This is a genomic window from Georgenia alba (assembly GCF_042665525.1).
Lineage (GTDB): Bacteria > Actinomycetota > Actinomycetes > Actinomycetales > Actinomycetaceae > Allobogoriella > Allobogoriella alba.
The window spans coordinates 1,715,207-1,731,628 of sequence record NZ_JBHTCQ010000001.1 but is presented as its reverse complement, the minus strand read 5'-3'; the positions used below and the strand labels follow the sequence as shown (position 1 = coordinate 1,731,628).

Below are 16,422 nucleotides of genomic sequence, written 5' to 3'. Positions count from 1 at the left end.
GGTACCAGATCGCGGTCATCTAATCACACGAGGAGAGCCCCGGTGCCCGGGCGCGCCGGGCCGCAGACGGGCCGGGCAGAGCTGCTGCGGGCCGTCGTCATCCGCTGGACACCGAACGGTCATCGAACGGCCATCCGCACGACCCGCGAAAAGGCCGATGGTCGGGTCCGGGGTCGACTACTCTGATGCCGATCACGCCCTTCGACCGTCAGGAACCGCCTGCATGACCAACCCGGCCGAACCGCGCCCGGCGCTCGTGATCATCCCCGCTCGGGGCGGTTCCGTCGGCATCCCGCTGAAGAACCTGCAGCGGGTCGACGGCGTCACCCTGGTCGGCCGAGCCATCCGCGCGGCCACGGCCGCACCGTCGGTCGCGACCGTGATCGTCTCGACGGACCACGACGGGATCGCCGACGAGGCGCGGGCGCACGGCGCCCGGGTGGTCGCGCGCCCGGCCGAGATCGCCGGGTCCGCGGCGTCCTCCGAGGCCGCGCTGCTGCACGTCCTCGACCAGCTCGAGGCCGATGGCGAGGCGATCCCGGCGGTCACGGTGCTGCTGCAGGCCACCTCGCCGTTCATCGACACCGCGGACCTGGACGCCGCCGTCCGCCAGGTGGCCGACGGCGGGCGGGACGTCGTGATCGCCGTCGCGGAGACCCACGACTTCCAGTGGCGGCTCGACGGCGAGGAGGCCGTGCCGGTCGGGCACACCACCGACTACCGACCACTGCGTCAGGAACGCGCGCCGCACTTCCGCGAGACCGGTGCCTTCTACGCCATGCGGACCGAGGGCTTCCGAGAGCACCGCGTGCGGTTCTTCGGCCGCGTCGGTCTGCAACCCCTGGCACCCGAGTGGTCGATGGAGATCGACGAGCCCCGCGATCTGTGGCTGGCCAGGCAGCTCGTCGACCAGCCGGACGAGCGCGAGATCGTCGGGGCGGGCGACCCGGCCGACGCCCCGGCGCCGAACGACGGGCCGATCGACGTCGACGCGCTCGTGACCGACTTCGACGGCGTGCACACCGACGACCACGCCTACGTGGCGACCGACGGCGCCGAGCAGGTCCGGGTGAGCCGCGGCGACGGCATGGGCGTGAAGCTGCTGCGGCGGACCGGCGTGCCGATCCTCATCCTGTCCACGGAGACGAACCCCGTGGTCGCCGCCCGGGCGGCCAAGCTCCACGTCGAGGTTCGCCACGGCGTGGAGGACAAGGCGGACGCGTTGCGGACGTGGATGACGGACCGCGGCCTGGACCCGGCGCGGGTGGCCTACGTCGGCAACGACGTGAACGACCTCCCGGCGCTCTCGGCGGTGGGTTGGCCGGTGGCAGTGGCCGACGCGCACCCCGAGGTGCTGGCGATCGCCCGTGTCGTCCTCGCCCGGCGCGGCGGCGAGGGAGCAGTCCGCGAGGTGTGCGACCGTGTACGCACGGCACGCACCAAGGCTGCGGCTCCCTCCACCGCGGCGCCAACGACGGCGACGACGAGCAGGACGTGAGACAGGTGGACCTCCGGCACAGACCGTGCCAGACCCTTTCGGAAGGACGTGGAACATGACTGCGACCACCTCGCAGCCCGCACCGGTGGCGATCGGCGACAACCTCGTCGGGCCGGACAAGCCGGTGTACGTGATCGGCGAGATCGGCATCAACCACAACGGCGACGTCGAGATCGCCAAGAAGCTCATCGACGTCGCGGTCGAGGCCGGCGCCCAGGCGGTCAAGTTCCAGAAGCGCACGCCCGAGATCTCCACGCCCAAGGACCAGCGGGACAAGATCCGCCAGACCCCCTGGGGCGAGATGACCTATCTCGAGTACAAGTACAAGGTCGAGTTCGAGGACGCCGAGTACAGCGAGATCGACGCGTACGCCAAGGACAAGGGCGTGCAGTGGTTCGCCTCGCCGTGGGACGTGCCGTCGGTGGAGTTCCTCGAGAAGTTCGACGTCCCGACCCACAAGGTCGCCTCGGCCTCCGTCACCGACCACGAGCTGCTGCAGGCCCTCAAGGACACCGGCAAGCCGATCATCCTCTCGACGGGGATGTCGACCGTCGAGCAGATCGACGCCGCCGTCGAGATCCTGGGCACCGACAAGCTCGTCATCCTGCACGCGACCTCCACCTACCCGCTGCCCGCCGAGGAGGCGAACCTCCGCACGATCGGGACCCTGCAGGAGCGCTACGGCGTGCCCGTCGGGTACTCGGGGCACGAGGTCGGTCTGCAGATCTCCGTCGCGGCGGTCGCGCTCGGAGCGGTGGCCGTGGAGCGACACATCACGCTCGACCGCGCGATGTGGGGCTCGGACCACGCGTCCTCGCTGGAGCCGAAGGGCCTGGAGACCCTGGTGCGGGACATCAGGATCCTCGAGCAGGCCATGGGTGACGGGGTCAAGAGGGTCATGCCGGGCGAGTTCTCGCCGATGTCGCGTCTGCGCCGCGTCGACGCCTGACACAGGCAGAACCGGCCGTGACGACGTCGATCCAGTCCGAGACGCATCAAGGAGGGGGCGTGCCGGGCGACACGACGGCCTCGCCGCTTCCCGCGGCCGCCGAGGGGCGGGCACTCCCCGGCGTCACGGTCATCGCGACCGTGCGCGACGAGGAGCCGTACCTCGACGCCGCTGTCCGGTCGATCCTCGACCAGGACTATCCCGGCGACCTGCGGATGGTGCTGTCGGTCGGACCGTCACGTGACCGCACGCGTGAGATCGCCGACGAGCTCGCCGCCCAGGACGACCGGCTGCTCGTCGTCGAGAACCCCACCGGCTCTCGCTCGGAGGGCCTGAACGCGGGGGTCAGGCAGGCGGACCCGTCGCACGAGATCGTGGTCCGCATCGACGGCCACACCGTCTTCGAGCCGACCTACGTGCGCCGGGTGGTGGAGGTCATGCTCGCCGCGGGTGCCGACGGGGCGGGCGGGATCATGTCGCCGTTCGGCGACACCCCCGTCCAGGCGGCGATCGCCCGGGCGATGAGTCATCCCGCCGGCCTGGGTGCCGCCCCCTTCCACGTGGGGGGCGAGCCCGGGCCGGCGGAGACCGTCTACCTCGGCGCGTTCCGCCGGTCCGCGATCGAGCGGGCCGGCGGCTTCGACCACGGGATCATCCGCGGCGAGGACTGGGAGCTGTGCCTGCGGATGCGGCGCAACGGCTCCCTGCTGTGGTTCGACCCCTCGCTGGAGGTCACCTACCGGCCCCGGCGACGGTTGCGCGAGGTCGCCAAGCAGTTCTGGCGGACCGGGATGTGGCGGCGGGAGATCGTCCGACGGCACCCCGAGACGGCCAGCGCGCGGTACCTCGCGCCCCCGGCCGTCGTCGTCGCGCTCGGGGCGGCCGCGGCGGCCACCGTCGTCGGCGCGATCCTCGGGCAGGGCGTCGCCGTGGCGGCCGGCGCAACGGTGCTGGGCGGCTACGTCCTCGGCGAGGTCGCAGCGGCCGCGCACGCCGCCAGCAGGTCTCCGCGGCTCGGGTGGCGTTCCGCGCTGCTGCTGCCGGTCGTGCTCATGGTCATGCACATGAGCTGGGGCGCGGGCTTCCTCCGCGGGGTCTCCGGCGAGGCCGCGACCGACCACCGGACCTGAGCGCGGGTCACGCGTCGGCGCCGGGCACCCACGCGCAGACGGCATGGCCGGAGCCGGCCACCGTGAGCGCACCCGCCTCGTGCGGCACGAGCACCGACGCTCCCTGCCCGAGCACGGTCGAGCCGCCCTCGCCCACGGCCAGCTCGAGCCGGCCGTCGAGGCACAGGACGATCCGCGGCCCCGCCGCCGGCAGCGTGATCGCCTCGGCCGGGTCGACGTCGGCGGCGGTCAGCGCGAACTCCTCCGCCGGCACGCGGTAGGTGTGCACCTGGCCGCGGCCGCCCGACGCGGTCACCACGGGCCCCTCGGGCCGGCGGGGTGCGAAGGACGCGCACCGCAGCAGCGCGGGCTCGTCGACCCGCTTGGTCGTCAGGCCGGCGCGCAGCACGTTGTCGGAGTTCGCCATGATCTCCACGCCGAGGCCGGACAGGTACGCGTGCACCTCCCCCGCCGGGGTGAACACCGCCTCCCCGGGCTCGAGCGAGACCCGGTTGAGCATGAGCGAGGCGATCGCGCCGGGGTCCCCGGGATGCTGGACGGCGAGATCGAGGACGGTCTGGTCCGCCCGCGCGAAGGGCGAGCCCGCCGCCAGCCGCTCGGCGACGGCGGCCACGGTGTCGGCGATGTCCTCCGCGCAGCTCGCCCGGCCACGGGCCGAGACCAGCGCGTGGAAGGCGGCCCGCATGCCGTCGTGACCGCGGTCCTGCAGGAGGGTCTCGCGGACCTCGTCCACCAGCGGGCCGCGGAGCCCGTCCAGGAGGTCGAGGATCGTGCGCGGGCTGCGGAAGCCCGTCAGCCCCTCGAACTGCGTGAGCGCGACCAGCATCTCCGGCTTGTGCTGGTCGTCGTGGAAGGAACGCTGCGGCCCGGGCGGGATCCCCTCGGCGTTCTCCTGCGCGAAGCCCTCCCGCGCCTGCTCGGCCGACGGGTGGACCTGCAGCGACAGGGCCTTGCCGGCGGCGAGCACCTTGAGCAGGTACGGCAGGCGTGCACCGAACCGGCCGGCGACGGCGGGGCCGAGCGTGGCCTCCGGCGCGGACCGCACGAGCTCGTCCAGCCGGACCTCGGCGCCGTCGACGCTCGTGCGGGACGGGGCGCTGGTGTGCGCGCCCAGCCACAGCTCCGCCTGCGGCCCTCCGTCGGGGTCGACGCCGAGCAGGGCGGGGATCGCGTCCGTGGCGCCCCAGTCGTACGGCTGGACGGTGTTGGTCAGCGCCAGCGGTTCGCGGGGCAGGGCGGTGGCGAGCACACGTCAAGGGTAGCCGGTAGCGTCGCGCCGGCAGCGGCTACGCGCCCGGGATGACGCTGAGGCTAGGCCTGCCGGGCGGGAGCAGTCCGGCGGGCCTCCGCGAGCATGTCGGCGACGAGGTGCAGCGCCACGTCGAGGACGTCACCGTCCGGGATCGACTCGGGATGGACGGCGCCGTCGGGAAGGCGGGAGGACGTCAGGTCGGCGAGGTCTCCCACGACGTCGTAACCCCGTTCGCGGAGCTGTGCGACGGACCGCTCGGAACGCTCGCGCACGGACGCCACCTGCTCGGAGGACATGGTGATCCGCCCGCCTCGGTGACGCAGGAGCATGCCGTGCGAGAGATACCGCTGGATCCACCTGTACGGCTCGTGCCAACCGCTGTTGTCGGCGTCGATCGCGGCCCGGAGCCGCGGGCCGGCGAGCTGGAGGAGCCGGGCGGCGTCGACACCGAGCGACTCACGCGCGAACGAGACGTCCGTCGAGCACCAGCTCGGGTCGATCCCGCAGGCGGAGGCGAACCGGTTCCACAGGAGCTCGGGCGCCGAGCCTCGAGGCGGCACGGTGACCACGTGGGCCTGTCGAGGCGGCAGCGTGGCGGCCCACCGATCCAGGACGGGCGCGACGTCGAGGACCGACCATCGCCACCGGCCGTCCGGCCGGTCGAGACCGGCCGAGAAGGCGTCGATGCTCGAGGAGTCGCCGAGCTTGAGCGTCTCCTGCCATGCGGCCGGCACCTGGTCGACGAGGTCCCGTGCCGTGGCCACGACGTGTACCTCGCCGACCCCGTGCAGGTCGCGCATCGCCTCCGCGGTCCGGGCCTCGGACGCCATCGAGAACCATTCGCCGCTGACCAGCACCGTGCCGGGCCACTCGCGGGACTGGTCGAGCACGCCACGCCAGGCCTGGTGCTGGGCACTGTCCGGACCGAGGCGGACGCCTGTCGCGGCCCGGGCGTGGAAGCGCGGGAGCTTGCCGGGGACCAGGACGCCCTGCTCCCGGAGCCGCCCCTGGTTCTGGAACAGGACCGCCTGGAGGAAGGTGGTGCCGGTCTTCGGCGCCCCGACGTGCAGCACCACACGCTCGGCCATGTTCCTTGCTCACCTCGATCGACGGAGTACGACGTCCTCACCGGCCGCGACAACCGGCAGCCGTTGGCACTCCAGGACGCTAGTGCATCGATGAGCCCGGCCGGCTCAGGCCCGAGGGCGCGCCTGCCCACTGCGTGGGATCGAGCAGGCCGCTCGCTAGGCGGGCCGCCTCGCGAACCGCCTCGCGAGGTCCACCGGGATCGCGGAGCGCGCCACTGTCCGCAGGAGGCGGACCCACGAGACCGGGGCGACCTCTCGCGGCTCCAGCCTCCCCGCCGTGCGGTCCGCGGCAAGGTCCTGGATCGCGGCCGGAAGCTCGGACGGCGTGCCGTGGAGGTAGTTGAGCTCGAGCCACCCCGGGTCCGGTCTCCTCCCGCCGCGGGCGAGCAGCTCCGGGACGTCGGCCAGGGTGGCCAGGCAGCCGCTGCCGGCGAACGGCTCGTTGAGCAGCGTCTCGCTCACCCCGAAGTCGTCCAGCAGCACCGTGGGCAGCCCGAGCGCCATCGACTCGAGCGCGGCCGTCGAGCTGACCGTCACCAGCGCGGTACCGGGCCGGAGCCACTCCCCCATCGGTCCGTCGACGAAGGTCACGGCGTCGGCCGGATGGCCGAGGTCCCGGTGCTCGTCGGACCAGAGGGCGTCGTACGGGTAGGCCTCGTTGTGCGTCTGACGCTCACCGGCCCGGGCGCGCAGCTTGACCAGGACCTCGTAGCCCGCGGCAGCGACGCGGGCGAGCCCGTCGAGCACCCGCACCCGGTCCGCCCGGTCCGACGGGACCAGCGACTGCGGTGCGAACACCACCCGCCGCACGGGTCCGGGGTCGTCCGTGGGGTCGGCGAGGAACGGCAGGCGGGTCAGCACGATGCGGGGACCGGGGCCGTGCGCATCGAAGAGGTCACGGTAGGCGACGGCCTCGGTCCGGCTGTGCACGACGAAGGCGTCCGTCCACCGGCGGTAGCGCACCGCCGTCGCGCTCGCCGGCAGCGCGATGCCCGGCAGGCCGGAGACGAGCGCCGGCCGGGGCGCCGGCCCGGACCGCACGGCGACCCGGGCGATCATCTCGGCGACCGGCCCGGTGGCGGCGACGAGCACGACGTCGGGGCGGCGGCGCGCCAGGAGCCGGCCGAGGCCCGCCACACCGACCGGTTCCGGGGTGCCGATCGCGGTGCCCGCGACCGCCGCGGCGACCTGGTCCGCGGACGGCATGAGCGGCGAGCGGACGACGGCGACGCTGCGCGTCAGCCCGGCGCCCTCGGGGAGCCGGTCGAGGGTCGTGCACGCCCACTTGAGGTACGAGTCGCTGTCGACGACGGCGAGCACGGAGACCACGGCGGGCAGTCTCTCACGAGGGCCGGGACCGGGCGGCGTCGACAGCACGGAGCACCCCGCCCCGGTCGAGCACGTACCCGGTCACCGGGTGGCGCAGCAACCGGGCCGCCACCCGGCGGCCCTCGGCGAGGGCACCGCGGCGGCCCGGGATCAGCCCGAGCTCGGCGAGACGTCGCGGGTCGAACCGTTCCCGCGCCGACCACGAGCGCGCGAGGAGCTCCGCCACGTCGGGGCGCAGCCACGGGAGGTCGTCGGGCCGCGCGACGTACCCGAGGGCGGCGGCCAGCTCAGGTCCGGGGACGGCACGCAGCACGGGCCGCTCGGCCGCGAGCGTTCGTGCGGTCACGCCGTGCTCGACGGCGAGCCAGGGCACGGTGCCCTCGGCGGGCGGCACGTGCCAGACCTCGCGCAGCCGCTGCGCGAGCGTCAGCGGCAGTCGTGACCTCGAAGGGGTGTAGAGGTCCCGCGCCGTGGAGCACACGGTGAGCGTGGCGTCGTGCAGGCACATGGCCAGGACGCGACCGGGCGCGTCGTCGAGGCCGGGCACCACGAGGTGCGTCGGCCCGGCCAGGCCCCATCGGCGGCGCAGCAGGCGCCCGTGGGCCGGCTGTGCGTCGGCGGGGACGTCCCACGCGGCGGGGTCCGTGGGCGCGAGCAGCGTCGCCAGGTCCTCGCAGCGGTCGAACCGGTCCCGCAACGGCTCGGCGACGTCGTCACCCGTGTGGAGGAGCACCAGCTCGCCGTCGAGGAACCCGGCGTCCAGCGCCGCGGCGACGAGCGGCACATCGGCCCGGCCCGTCACCACGACCACGTGGGCGGGCGCGGCCGGCGCGACCAGCGGTTCCGTGCGCGCGGGTGCCCGCACGTACCGCGCCGGCGGTCGGTACCGCAGCCCGGGGTCCGCCGTCGGCAGCAGGCCGTGCAGCACCCAGGCCCGGCCGGGGTGCATACGTGCGGTCTCGTGCGCGAGGAGGTCGGGCGGGATGCGGCCGAGCAGCTCGGGCACGCCCGCGCGCAGCACGTCGCGGGCGCCGGCCGGCATGCGGCCCGCGCGGCGCAGGTGGTGGCTGAGCAGGTCGATCGCGGTGCGGGCGAGCTTCTGGAGGTAGGGCTCGTGGTCGGGCTCCGCCTCGACGGCGTCGAAGGTCTGGCGCAACGCCGGGAGGATGTCGAGCTGGCGGAGATCCGTCGTGCGGCTGAGCGACCCGGGGAGGCCTCGGCGGTAGCAGATCCCGGGTGCGTCGACGACGGCGTAGGAACGGGCCCGCAGGAAGAGGTGCCAGATCCACGGCCGGTCCTCCGCGGTCCGCAGGCCGTCGGGGAACCGGAGCGTCCCGTCCTCCAGGAGCGCCCGGTCGAACATGCCCGCCCACGCGTACGGGTAGTCGACCATGGTGCGCTCGTCGACCGGGAGGATCGAGCCCCGCGGGTCCAGCGGCACGCCGCGCAGCCCGTGCGGGGCGCGGCGGAGCCGGCGACGTCTGCCCTCGACCGTCGTGTGGTCGACCCGGACGAGGTCGACGCGAAGATGCTCCAGGGCGTCTGCGACCTCGGACAGGTGCCCGGGCGCCAGCCAGTCGTCCGCGTCCAGGAACGCCACGTACCGTCCGGTCGCCATGTCCAGGCCCTGGTTGCGTGCGCTGGCGCTGCCGACCGGGGCGGCGTTGGTCAGGATCGACAGTCCCGGCAGGAGTGCCTGGAAGCGCGCGACGATCTCGCCGGTCGCGTCCGAGGAGGCGTCGTCGACCACGATCACCTGGAGCTCGCGCGGATCCTCGACCTGCCGGGTGAGGCTCGTCAGCGCGTCGGCGACGTAGGCCTGGACGTCCCGCGCGGGCACGACCACGGAGATGCGGGGTGATCTCGCCATGCGCCGCTCCACGATCTCCGCAGCTCAGACCTGCTCGCCCTGCGCCCGCGCGGCCTCGGCCAGGGCGAGCACGCTGCGCAGGTGCTGCCGCAACGACGGGGAGGCGGCGGCCGTCCACCATGTCTCCGGCACGTCACGGGCGTCCACACGCACACCGCGCGGTCCGAGCATGCGGGTGAGCAGCACGGAGGACGTCGAGGGCAGCGTGACGACCCGCTGCCCGGCCCGCAGCCCCTGCAGCCGTAGCTCGACCGGGGCACCCGGCGCGTCCACCGTGACCCCCGGCAGCGCGGCCAGCCGGGACAGCACGCTCGGGTCGTTGCGCCGGTGCGGGAAGTACCGCAGCGGCTCGGAGGCCGCGAGGTCCGCCACCCACCGGACGTAGCCGTCGGGGTCGAGGAGGCCGTCGGCCACCATGCCGGAGCCGACCACCACGGTGGGTTCGTCCGGCGTGCCCGGCAGGTCGACGCCGGCCAGCCAGGTGAACCTGTTCGGGACCACCCGGACACCCCGGCCGACGAGCTGCTTCGTGGTCGCGGTGTCCAGCGGCATGGCGGTGAACAGCACCAGGCTTCCCCGGCGCGCGAGCGCACGGAGCTGACGGGCCGCGACCGTGCCCAGGGTGCGGCGCACGTCGCCGGCCGCGGAGCCGATCCGCACGAGCGGCGCGCCGTCCGTGGTGAGCACCCGCACCAGCTCGAGGGTGGCCAGACCGTCGTCGAGCAGCACCACGCGCTCGGCGCGGCGCAGGCGGGCGGCCGGTGGCACGGCGGAGGGCAGGGCCGCCGTCTGGTACAGCCCGGAGAACGCGTCGCCGACGAGCTCGACGGGCTCGCGCCACCCGAGTGCCGCGCGTCGCGCGGAGAGCACGAGGTCCAGTCCGTCGGGCAACCCGACCTGCTCCAGCTCGCGCCGGGCGTCATCGAGGGCCGGCACGTCGGAACGCACGTGCACGGTCGTGGCGGCCCCGCCCAGGCCGGCGGCGTGCGCCTCGACCGCGCTGAGCAGCTGGAGCGGGGACTCGACGAGGCCGCGCGCACGCACCGGACGCGACGCGGCGGATCGGGGAGTCACGCGGTGCAGTCTTCCAGTCAGGAACCGAAGCCCAGCTTGGTGGCGCGCTGGGAGCGCAGCCGGGCACCCTTCTCCTCGGCGGCCTTGCGCAGGTTCTCCTGGAAGTCGACCATGCGTGCGCGCACCGCGGCGGCCACCTCGTCCGTGCCGGCGCCGAGGATGCGGGCGGCGAGCAGGCCGGCGTTGCGGGCACCGCCGACGGACACGGTGGCCACGGGCACCCCCGAGGGCATCTGCACGATCGACAGCAGCGAGTCCATGCCGTCCAGGTGACGCAGCGGGACCGGCACGCCGATCACCGGCAGCGGGGTCACCGAGGCGAGCATGCCCGGCAGGTGGGCGGCACCGCCCGCGCCGGCGATGATGACCTGCAGGCCCCGGTCGGTCGCCTCGCGGCCGTAGGCGATCATCGCCTCGGGCATCCGGTGGGCGGAGACCACGTCCACCTCGGTGGCCACCTCGAGCTCCTCGAGGACGTCGGCGGCATCCTTCATCACCGGCCAGTCCGAGTCCGACCCCATGACGATCCCGACCGCTGCACCCATGTCTGCTCCCCTCTCGCGCCCGCGGTCAGTCTGGCACCGATTCGCCGCGGAGCAGCGCGACGGCCCCGTTCGCCCTCGCCCGGGCCCGCTCGAGGTCGGTCCCGACGACCGTCACGTGCCCGAGCTTGCGCCCCGGACGGACCTCCTTGCCGTAGAGGTGCACCTTGGCCTCCGGGTAGCGGGCCATGACCTGCGGGTACGCGGTCCGGGGGTCCGTCAGCGCGGACCCCAGCAGGTTGACCATGACGGCGTGCGGCGTCGTCGCCGCGGTGTCTCCCAGGGGCCAGTCGAGCACGGCGCGCAGGTGCTGCTCGAACTGGCTCGTCACCGCACCGTCGATGGTCCAGTGGCCCGAGTTGTGGGGGCGCATGGCGAGCTCGTTGACGAGCAGGCTCGTGCCGCCGTCGGCGCCGGGGTGCGACGAGGGGCCGGCGACCTCGAACATCTCGACGGCGAGCACGCCGGTGACGCCGAGCCCCGTCGCGACCCGCTCGCCGATCTCGCGGGCGCGGGCGGCCGTGGCCTCCTCCAGCCCCGGTGCGGGCGCGAGGACCTCGAAGCAGACGCCGTCCTGCTGGATCGTCTGGACCACCGGCCAGGTGCGCACCTCGCCGCTCGGGCGGCGGGCGACCAGGACCGCGAGCTCGCGGGTGAACGGGACCTTCGCCTCGGCGAGCAGGCTCGTGCCCGGCTCGAGCGCCTCGAACCAGTCCGCGGCCTCGAGGGCGGCGGAGACCACCCGCACCCCCTTGCCGTCATAGCCGCCGCGTGCGGTCTTGACGACCACCGGCCAGCCGACGTCGTCGCCGAACGCCTGCAGGGCGGCCTCGTCCGCGACGGCGGCCCAGGCGGGGCACGGAACGCCCAGCTCGGTCAGCGCGGTCCGCATGACGATCTTGTCCTGGGCGTGCACCAGGGCACCGGGACCGGGCCGGACCGGGACGCCACCGGCGTCGAGGGCCTCCAGCAGCGCCGTCGGGACGTGCTCGTGCTCGAAGGTGAGAACCTCCGCCCCGTCGACCAGGCTGCGCACGGCGTCCTCGTCCGCGGCGGCCCCCACCGGGGCGTCCGGCACCACCTGCGCGGTCGAAGACGTCGGGGACTCGACGAGCACCCGCAGGTGCACGCCCAGCGCGACGGCTTGCTGCTGCATCATCCGGGCCAGCTGGCCGCCACCGACGACGGCGATCACAGGTCCACTCACGACCGCCGAGCCTAACCCCTTAGGGTGGGCCCGGTGACCACGTCACGCTCGGACACGGCCACCCCGGACACGGGGGCGAGTGACCCGGTCACCCGCCCCTACCTCGCCTCCCCCTCGCTCGTGCGCCGCCTGCTGCGCGGGCAGTCCGTGCGCGCCTGGCTGGCCGAGGTCGCCCGGTTCTGCGCCGTCGGCGGCATGGCCTACGTGGTGGACGTCGGCCTGTTCAACCTGCTGCGCTTCGGCCCGGGCGAGCTGCTCGGCGAGAAGCCGTTGACGGCCAAGGTGCTGTCCGTGGCGGTGTCGGTGCTCGTCGCGTGGCTCGGCAACCGGCACTGGACCTTCGCCCGGACGAGGCGGGACGAGCGGCACCACGAGCTGGCGCTCTTCGTCCTCGTCAACGTCGGCGGCATGGCCATCGCGGTCGGCTGCCTCGCGGTCAGCCACTACGCGATGGGGCTGACCTCGCCGCTTGCCGACAACATCGCCGCCAACGGCGTCGGGCTGGTGCTGGGCACCGCGTTCCGGTACGTGTGCTACCGGTACGTCGTGTTCACCGCTCGGGACCGGGCCGTCGCCCGGTGAGCTGGACGTCCTGGCGGAGCACGACCCGCAGGGCACCCTCCACGAGCAGCGCCTGGGCCGCGACGTAGGTGATCATGACGACGAAGTCGTCCAGCGGCGGGGTGAAGCCGGTGAAGCTCCGGATCGCGATGAGGCCGTCGGAGATGACGAACAGCGCTCCCCCGACGAGCCCGTGCATGCCGAGCGAGACCGCCAACGTCGCCATCGCGCACAGCACGACGGCGTAGAGCACCACGGCCGGCAGCAGCGCGCCGGCACCGGGAGCGCACCAGACCACCAGGACGACGGCGACCACGCCGTACGCGACCAGCGGCGCCACCCGCAGGGCGCGCGAGGCCTGCCACGCGCGCCAGAGCGGGAAGAAAGCCCGCAGGTACGCCACCTGCGCGAGCATGAAGAACACGACCATGAGCAGGAAGGCGACGTCGCCCTCCGCGATCCGCGGCGCGCTGTCCCCCAGCCAGGACAGGGTCAGCGCGACGAGCACCCACGTGACGATGGGTGAGCGGATGCCGGTGGCGACCACGGAGAAGGCCAGCGCCGGCATGAGCAGGACCTGGGTGAGGTCCGCGACGGCCTGCCAACCGAAGAGCTGCGCGGCGAGGTGCACCACGGCGACGCCGACGAAGATGTGCCAGATGGGCGTGACCTGGATGCCGGGCAGCCGCCACCACCGCGAGCGTGCCGCGCTCACCGGCGTCGCCGTCTGCGTCCGACGGTCACCAGGCCCCCCTGCGGGAGCACGACGTCCGGGTCGAGGCTCGCGGGCAGCGCGTTGAGGAAGATGGTGAACACCGGCGGGCGACGCTGGCTGAGCTCCAGCCGTCCGCCGTCGGCCGTGACGAGGTCCTTGGCGAGCGCCAGGCCGATCCCGGTCCCCGTGCCGCCCGAGACGTGCTTGGTGAAGATGTCGGGCGCCACGTCGTCGCTGACGCCTTCGCCCTCGTCCGTCACGTCGATGAAGACGCCGGTGTTCTTGCCCTTGCCGGAGGTGCGGGTACGCACCGTGGTGGTGCCGGCGCCGTACTTGAGGGAGTTCTCGATGAGCGTGGCGAGCACCTGGGCGAGCGAGCCGGGAGTCGCCAGGACGGGGACCCCGACCGGATCGTCGAGGACGAGGGCGCGGCCGGCCTCGGCGAACGCCGGGGCCCACTCGGTGTCCTGCTGCACGAAGACCTCGTGGAGGTGGACGGCCTCGGTGGTGCCGCCGGAGGCGGACCGGGACGTCTTCAACAGCTCCTCCACGACGCCGGTGAGCCGCTCGAGCTGCTCGAGCGACGCGCGCGCCTCTTCCCGGACGTCCTCCTGCTCGCTCAGCGCGAGGATCTCTTCCAGCCGCATGGACAGCGCCGTCAACGGGGTCCGCAGCTGGTGCGAGGCGTCCGCGGCGAACTGCCGCTCGGCGGCCAGCCGGCCGGCCATCCGGTCGGCCGTGCGGACCAGCTCGGCCGCGACCAGGTCGATCTCCTCGATGCCCGAGGGCTCCATCCGGGGCCGCACCTGCCCGGAGCCGAGCTGCTCGGCGGACGCGGCGAGGTAGATGAGCGGCGCGGAGAGGTTTCGCGCCTGCCGTCGGGCGACCACGATCCCGACGGCCAGCGCGAGTGCCGCACCCGCCGCGATGAGCAGCACGACCCGCGCGACCTGCCACTGCACGAGCATGAGGTCGACGTCCATGACGACGGTGGCTCCGGAGGGGGTGAGCTGAGCGGACCGCAGGACGCGCCCCTCCAGGTCCGGTCCGGTCCGGTACTCGGCGCCGTCGGGCCCGAGCACCTGGATCGACGCCGGGTGCTGGACGTCGCCGCCCACCCACGGCAGAAGCATGGACTCGTCGAGCTCGTCACCGTTGTTGATGCGACGCTCCACCGCGCGGGCCAGGCCGGCCGCCCGCAGGTCGAGGGTGCGCTGCTCGTCGTCCCAGACCAGCAGGCCACCGAAGATGGCCATGGGGACGCCTGTGATGAGGACCGCCACGGCGACGGCCACGACGATCATCTGGACGGCGCGACGGCGCACGGTGGTCTATCCGGTGGTCTCGAAGCGAAAACCCATCCCACGCACGGTGGTGATGTACCTCGGGTCGTTGGCGTCATCGCCGAGCTTGCGACGCAGCCAGGACACGTGCATGTCGAGGGTCTTGGTGGAGCCGGTCGGGTCGGTCCCCCAGACCTCGCGCATGAGGGTCTCGCGGCTGACCACGGACCCGGCGTCGCGGACCAGCACCCGCAGCAGGTCGAACTCCTTCGCCGTCAGGTGCATCTCACGGTTGCCGCGGAACGCCCGGTGCGCGGCGACGTCCACCCGGACGTCCTTGGCGGTGAGCTCGTCGTCCTCCGTGACGTCACCGCCCGCGCGGCGCAGCAGCGCGCGGACGCGTGCGAGCAGCTCGGCGAGCCGGAACGGCTTGGTGACGTAGTCGTCCGCGCCGGCGTCCAGCCCGACGACGAGGTCGACCTCGTCGGCCCGTGCGGTCAGCACGAGGATGGGCAGTGTCATCCCCTGGCTGCGGATGTGCCGTGCCACGTCGAGACCGTCCATGTCCGGCAGCCCGAGGTCGAGCACGACCAGGTCGACGCCGTTCGAGAGATCCTCGATGGCGGCCCGGCCGGTGCCGTGCGGACGCACCTCGTAACCCTCGCGGCCCAGGGCCCGAGCCAGGGGTTCCGCGATGGCGGGATCGTCCTCGACGAGGAGCACATTGGTCACGCCGTGAGTCTAGGACAGATTCTCAAGAACAGGTCAAACATGCTGCTCCACGGATGAGGGCATTGCTCCGTGCGTCCCCCAAGGCCCTCATGCGGGCAGGCGGCGCAGCTCGATCGGGGCGACCTGGCCGAGGCCCTGCAGCTCGGCGACCTCCCGGGGCACGAGCGTGTAGCGCCGGGCGGCGGGGGTCGCGGCGAGCGCCTCCGCCGTCGCGGCGTCCATGAGGATCGAGCCGGCCGGCGCGACGTCCACGAGCCGCGAGGCGAGGTTGACCGTGGGGCCGAAGACGTCGCCGTGCCGGGAGATGACCCCGCCCCACACGACGGAGGCCCGCACCGGGAGCATGTTCTCCTTCGCCTGCAGGGCGGCGATGAGCTCGCTGGCGACCTCGGCGCCGACGGCGAGGTCGTCGGCGACGAAGAGGATGGCGTCGCCGATGGTCTTCACGACCCGCGCCCCGTGCGTGGTGATGACGTCACGCGAGGTGTACTCGAAGCTCTGCACGAGAGCGGCGAGCGCCTGGGACCCGAGCTCGGTGGACCGGCGGGTGTAGGCGACCATGTCGACGAAGCCGAGTGCCCGGGTCAGCGGCATGTGGAACGGGTCCGTGTCCGGGCGGGCGCTGTTGCTGACCTCGGCCTCGGTGCGGACCATGAGGGCGGTGAGCTGACGTCGCCAGGAGTACGTCAGCTGGGACTGCAGCACGTCGACGATCTGCGGGAGCTTGTCGAGCACCACGAGCCGGGCGGAGACGTCGTCGAGGTCGTGCATCCGGGCGACGCCGTCCACCAGCGCCTCGGTCTGCCACAGCACGAGCCGGTCCGTGGTGTGGGACTGGGCGCGCAGCAGCGAGATGGCGGTCGTGGTGTCGATGCGGCCGTCGTCGATGAGCTGCGCCATGACGCGCAGGGCGTTGACGTCGATGTCGCCGAAGACGACGGCGTCGTCGGTGACGTTGGGGAAGCCCATGGCCTTCCAGAAGGTACGGGCGAAGTCGACGCTGGTGCCGGCCTTCCGCGCGAGCTCGACGATGGTGTACCGGCGTGAGCCGCCCAGGAGCTGCTCGACGGAGTCGCGGACGGTGGAGGTCTCCTCGACGGCCCCGGAGGCCTCGCCGATGTCGTCCCGGTCCGGCAGCGCGGGGCCGTCCACCGCAGCGCGGTCGGCGCGCGGTCTCGGCGTCTCGCTCACA

15 protein-coding genes are annotated in these 16,422 nt (G+C 73.6%); 4 read left to right on the top strand and 11 right to left on the bottom strand.

Annotation, left to right across the window (positions count from 1 at the left end):
- Window positions 1-223: 223 nt before the first annotated feature.
- The 3 genes from ACFQQL_RS07950 to ACFQQL_RS07940 are packed head-to-tail and all read left to right on the top strand — an operon-like array spanning window position 224 to window position 3,577.
- Window positions 224-1,498: a cytidylyltransferase domain-containing protein gene (locus ACFQQL_RS07950; protein WP_382393003.1), complete on the top strand. Its 1,275-nt coding sequence runs from the start codon at window positions 224-226 to the stop codon at window positions 1,496-1,498.
- 55 nt (window positions 1,499-1,553) lie between these two features.
- The gene (locus tag ACFQQL_RS07945; protein ID WP_382393001.1) at window positions 1,554-2,447 is read left to right on the top strand and encodes an N-acetylneuraminate synthase family protein; all 894 of its coding nucleotides are present in this window, start codon (window positions 1,554-1,556) and stop codon (window positions 2,445-2,447) included.
- 59 nt (window positions 2,448-2,506) lie between these two features.
- Window positions 2,507-3,577, top strand: a complete 1,071-nt coding sequence (locus ACFQQL_RS07940; protein ID WP_382392999.1) for a glycosyltransferase family 2 protein — start codon at window positions 2,507-2,509, stop codon at window positions 3,575-3,577.
- Window positions 3,578-3,584: 7 nt separating this feature from the next.
- Here ACFQQL_RS07940 and manA read toward each other — a convergent pair whose 3' ends face one another.
- The 7 genes from manA to ACFQQL_RS07905 all read right to left on the bottom strand — a co-directional run bounded on the left by manA (window position 3,585) and on the right by ACFQQL_RS07905 (window position 11,939).
- Window positions 3,585-4,826 (bottom strand): mannose-6-phosphate isomerase, class I, encoded by a 1,242-nt coding sequence (gene manA, locus ACFQQL_RS07935; protein ID WP_382392997.1) that lies wholly within the window; start codon window positions 4,824-4,826, stop codon window positions 3,585-3,587.
- A gap of 62 nt (window positions 4,827-4,888) precedes the next feature.
- On the bottom strand, window positions 4,889-5,917 hold the full coding sequence (locus ACFQQL_RS07930; protein ID WP_382392995.1) for a hypothetical protein: 1,029 nt from the start codon (window positions 5,915-5,917) through the stop codon (window positions 4,889-4,891).
- 156 nt (window positions 5,918-6,073) lie between these two features.
- A complete protein-coding gene (locus ACFQQL_RS07925; RefSeq protein WP_382392993.1) occupies window positions 6,074-7,246 on the bottom strand; it encodes a DUF6716 putative glycosyltransferase in 1,173 nt (390 codons plus the stop codon).
- A 13-nt stretch (window positions 7,247-7,259) separates the two neighbouring features.
- Window positions 7,260-9,116, bottom strand: coding sequence for a glycosyltransferase family 2 protein (locus tag ACFQQL_RS07920; protein WP_382392991.1), 1,857 nt, complete (start codon window positions 9,114-9,116; stop codon window positions 7,260-7,262).
- 24 nt (window positions 9,117-9,140) lie between these two features.
- On the bottom strand, window positions 9,141-10,190 hold the full coding sequence (locus ACFQQL_RS07915) for a hypothetical protein (protein ID WP_382392989.1): 1,050 nt from the start codon (window positions 10,188-10,190) through the stop codon (window positions 9,141-9,143).
- Between the two features lie 17 nt (window positions 10,191-10,207).
- A complete protein-coding gene (gene purE / locus ACFQQL_RS07910) occupies window positions 10,208-10,735 on the bottom strand; it encodes a 5-(carboxyamino)imidazole ribonucleotide mutase (RefSeq protein WP_382392987.1) in 528 nt (175 codons plus the stop codon).
- Window positions 10,736-10,760: 25 nt separating this feature from the next.
- Complete coding sequence (locus tag ACFQQL_RS07905) at window positions 10,761-11,939, bottom strand: 5-(carboxyamino)imidazole ribonucleotide synthase (RefSeq protein ID WP_382392985.1); 1,179 nt, start codon at window positions 11,937-11,939, stop codon at window positions 10,761-10,763.
- 33 nt (window positions 11,940-11,972) lie between these two features.
- On the opposite strand from ACFQQL_RS07905, the gene ACFQQL_RS07900 reads away from it, so the two are divergent.
- Window positions 11,973-12,521: a GtrA family protein gene (locus ACFQQL_RS07900; protein WP_382392983.1), complete on the top strand. Its 549-nt coding sequence runs from the start codon at window positions 11,973-11,975 to the stop codon at window positions 12,519-12,521.
- Here the strand turns inward: ACFQQL_RS07900 and ACFQQL_RS07895 are convergent.
- The 4 genes from ACFQQL_RS07895 to ACFQQL_RS07880 form a co-directional block, all read right to left on the bottom strand.
- A complete protein-coding gene (locus ACFQQL_RS07895; protein WP_382392981.1) occupies window positions 12,490-13,215 on the bottom strand; it encodes a lysoplasmalogenase in 726 nt (241 codons plus the stop codon). The genes ACFQQL_RS07900 and ACFQQL_RS07895 overlap by 32 nt on opposite strands.
- Window positions 13,212-14,540: a sensor histidine kinase gene (locus tag ACFQQL_RS07890; RefSeq protein WP_382392979.1), complete on the bottom strand. Its 1,329-nt coding sequence runs from the start codon at window positions 14,538-14,540 to the stop codon at window positions 13,212-13,214. Before ACFQQL_RS07890 ends, ACFQQL_RS07895 begins: the two co-directional genes overlap by 4 nt.
- Before the next feature lie 6 nt (window positions 14,541-14,546).
- On the bottom strand, window positions 14,547-15,230 hold the full coding sequence (locus ACFQQL_RS07885; protein WP_382392977.1) for a response regulator transcription factor: 684 nt from the start codon (window positions 15,228-15,230) through the stop codon (window positions 14,547-14,549).
- Window positions 15,231-15,317: 87 nt separating this feature from the next.
- The gene (locus ACFQQL_RS07880; RefSeq protein ID WP_382392975.1) at window positions 15,318-16,421 is read right to left on the bottom strand and encodes an adenylate/guanylate cyclase domain-containing protein; all 1,104 of its coding nucleotides are present in this window, start codon (window positions 16,419-16,421) and stop codon (window positions 15,318-15,320) included.
- Window position 16,422: the final 1 nt, after the last annotated feature.

Bases quoted from the DNA above. Each gene is read 5' to 3' on its own strand.
- ACFQQL_RS07950 (WP_382393003.1), top strand. From the start codon at position 224: ATGACCAACCCGGCCGAACCGCGCCCGGCGCTCGTGATCATCCCCGCT.
- ACFQQL_RS07945 (WP_382393001.1), top strand. From the start codon at position 1,554: ATGACTGCGACCACCTCGCAGCCCGCACCGGTGGCGATCGGCGACAAC.
- ACFQQL_RS07930 (WP_382392995.1), bottom strand. From the start codon at position 5,917: ATGGCCGAGCGTGTGGTGCTGCACGTCGGGGCGCCGAAGACCGGCACC.
- ACFQQL_RS07920 (WP_382392991.1), bottom strand. From the start codon at position 9,116: ATGGCGAGATCACCCCGCATCTCCGTGGTCGTGCCCGCGCGGGACGTC.
- purE (WP_382392987.1), bottom strand. From the start codon at position 10,735: ATGGGTGCAGCGGTCGGGATCGTCATGGGGTCGGACTCGGACTGGCCG.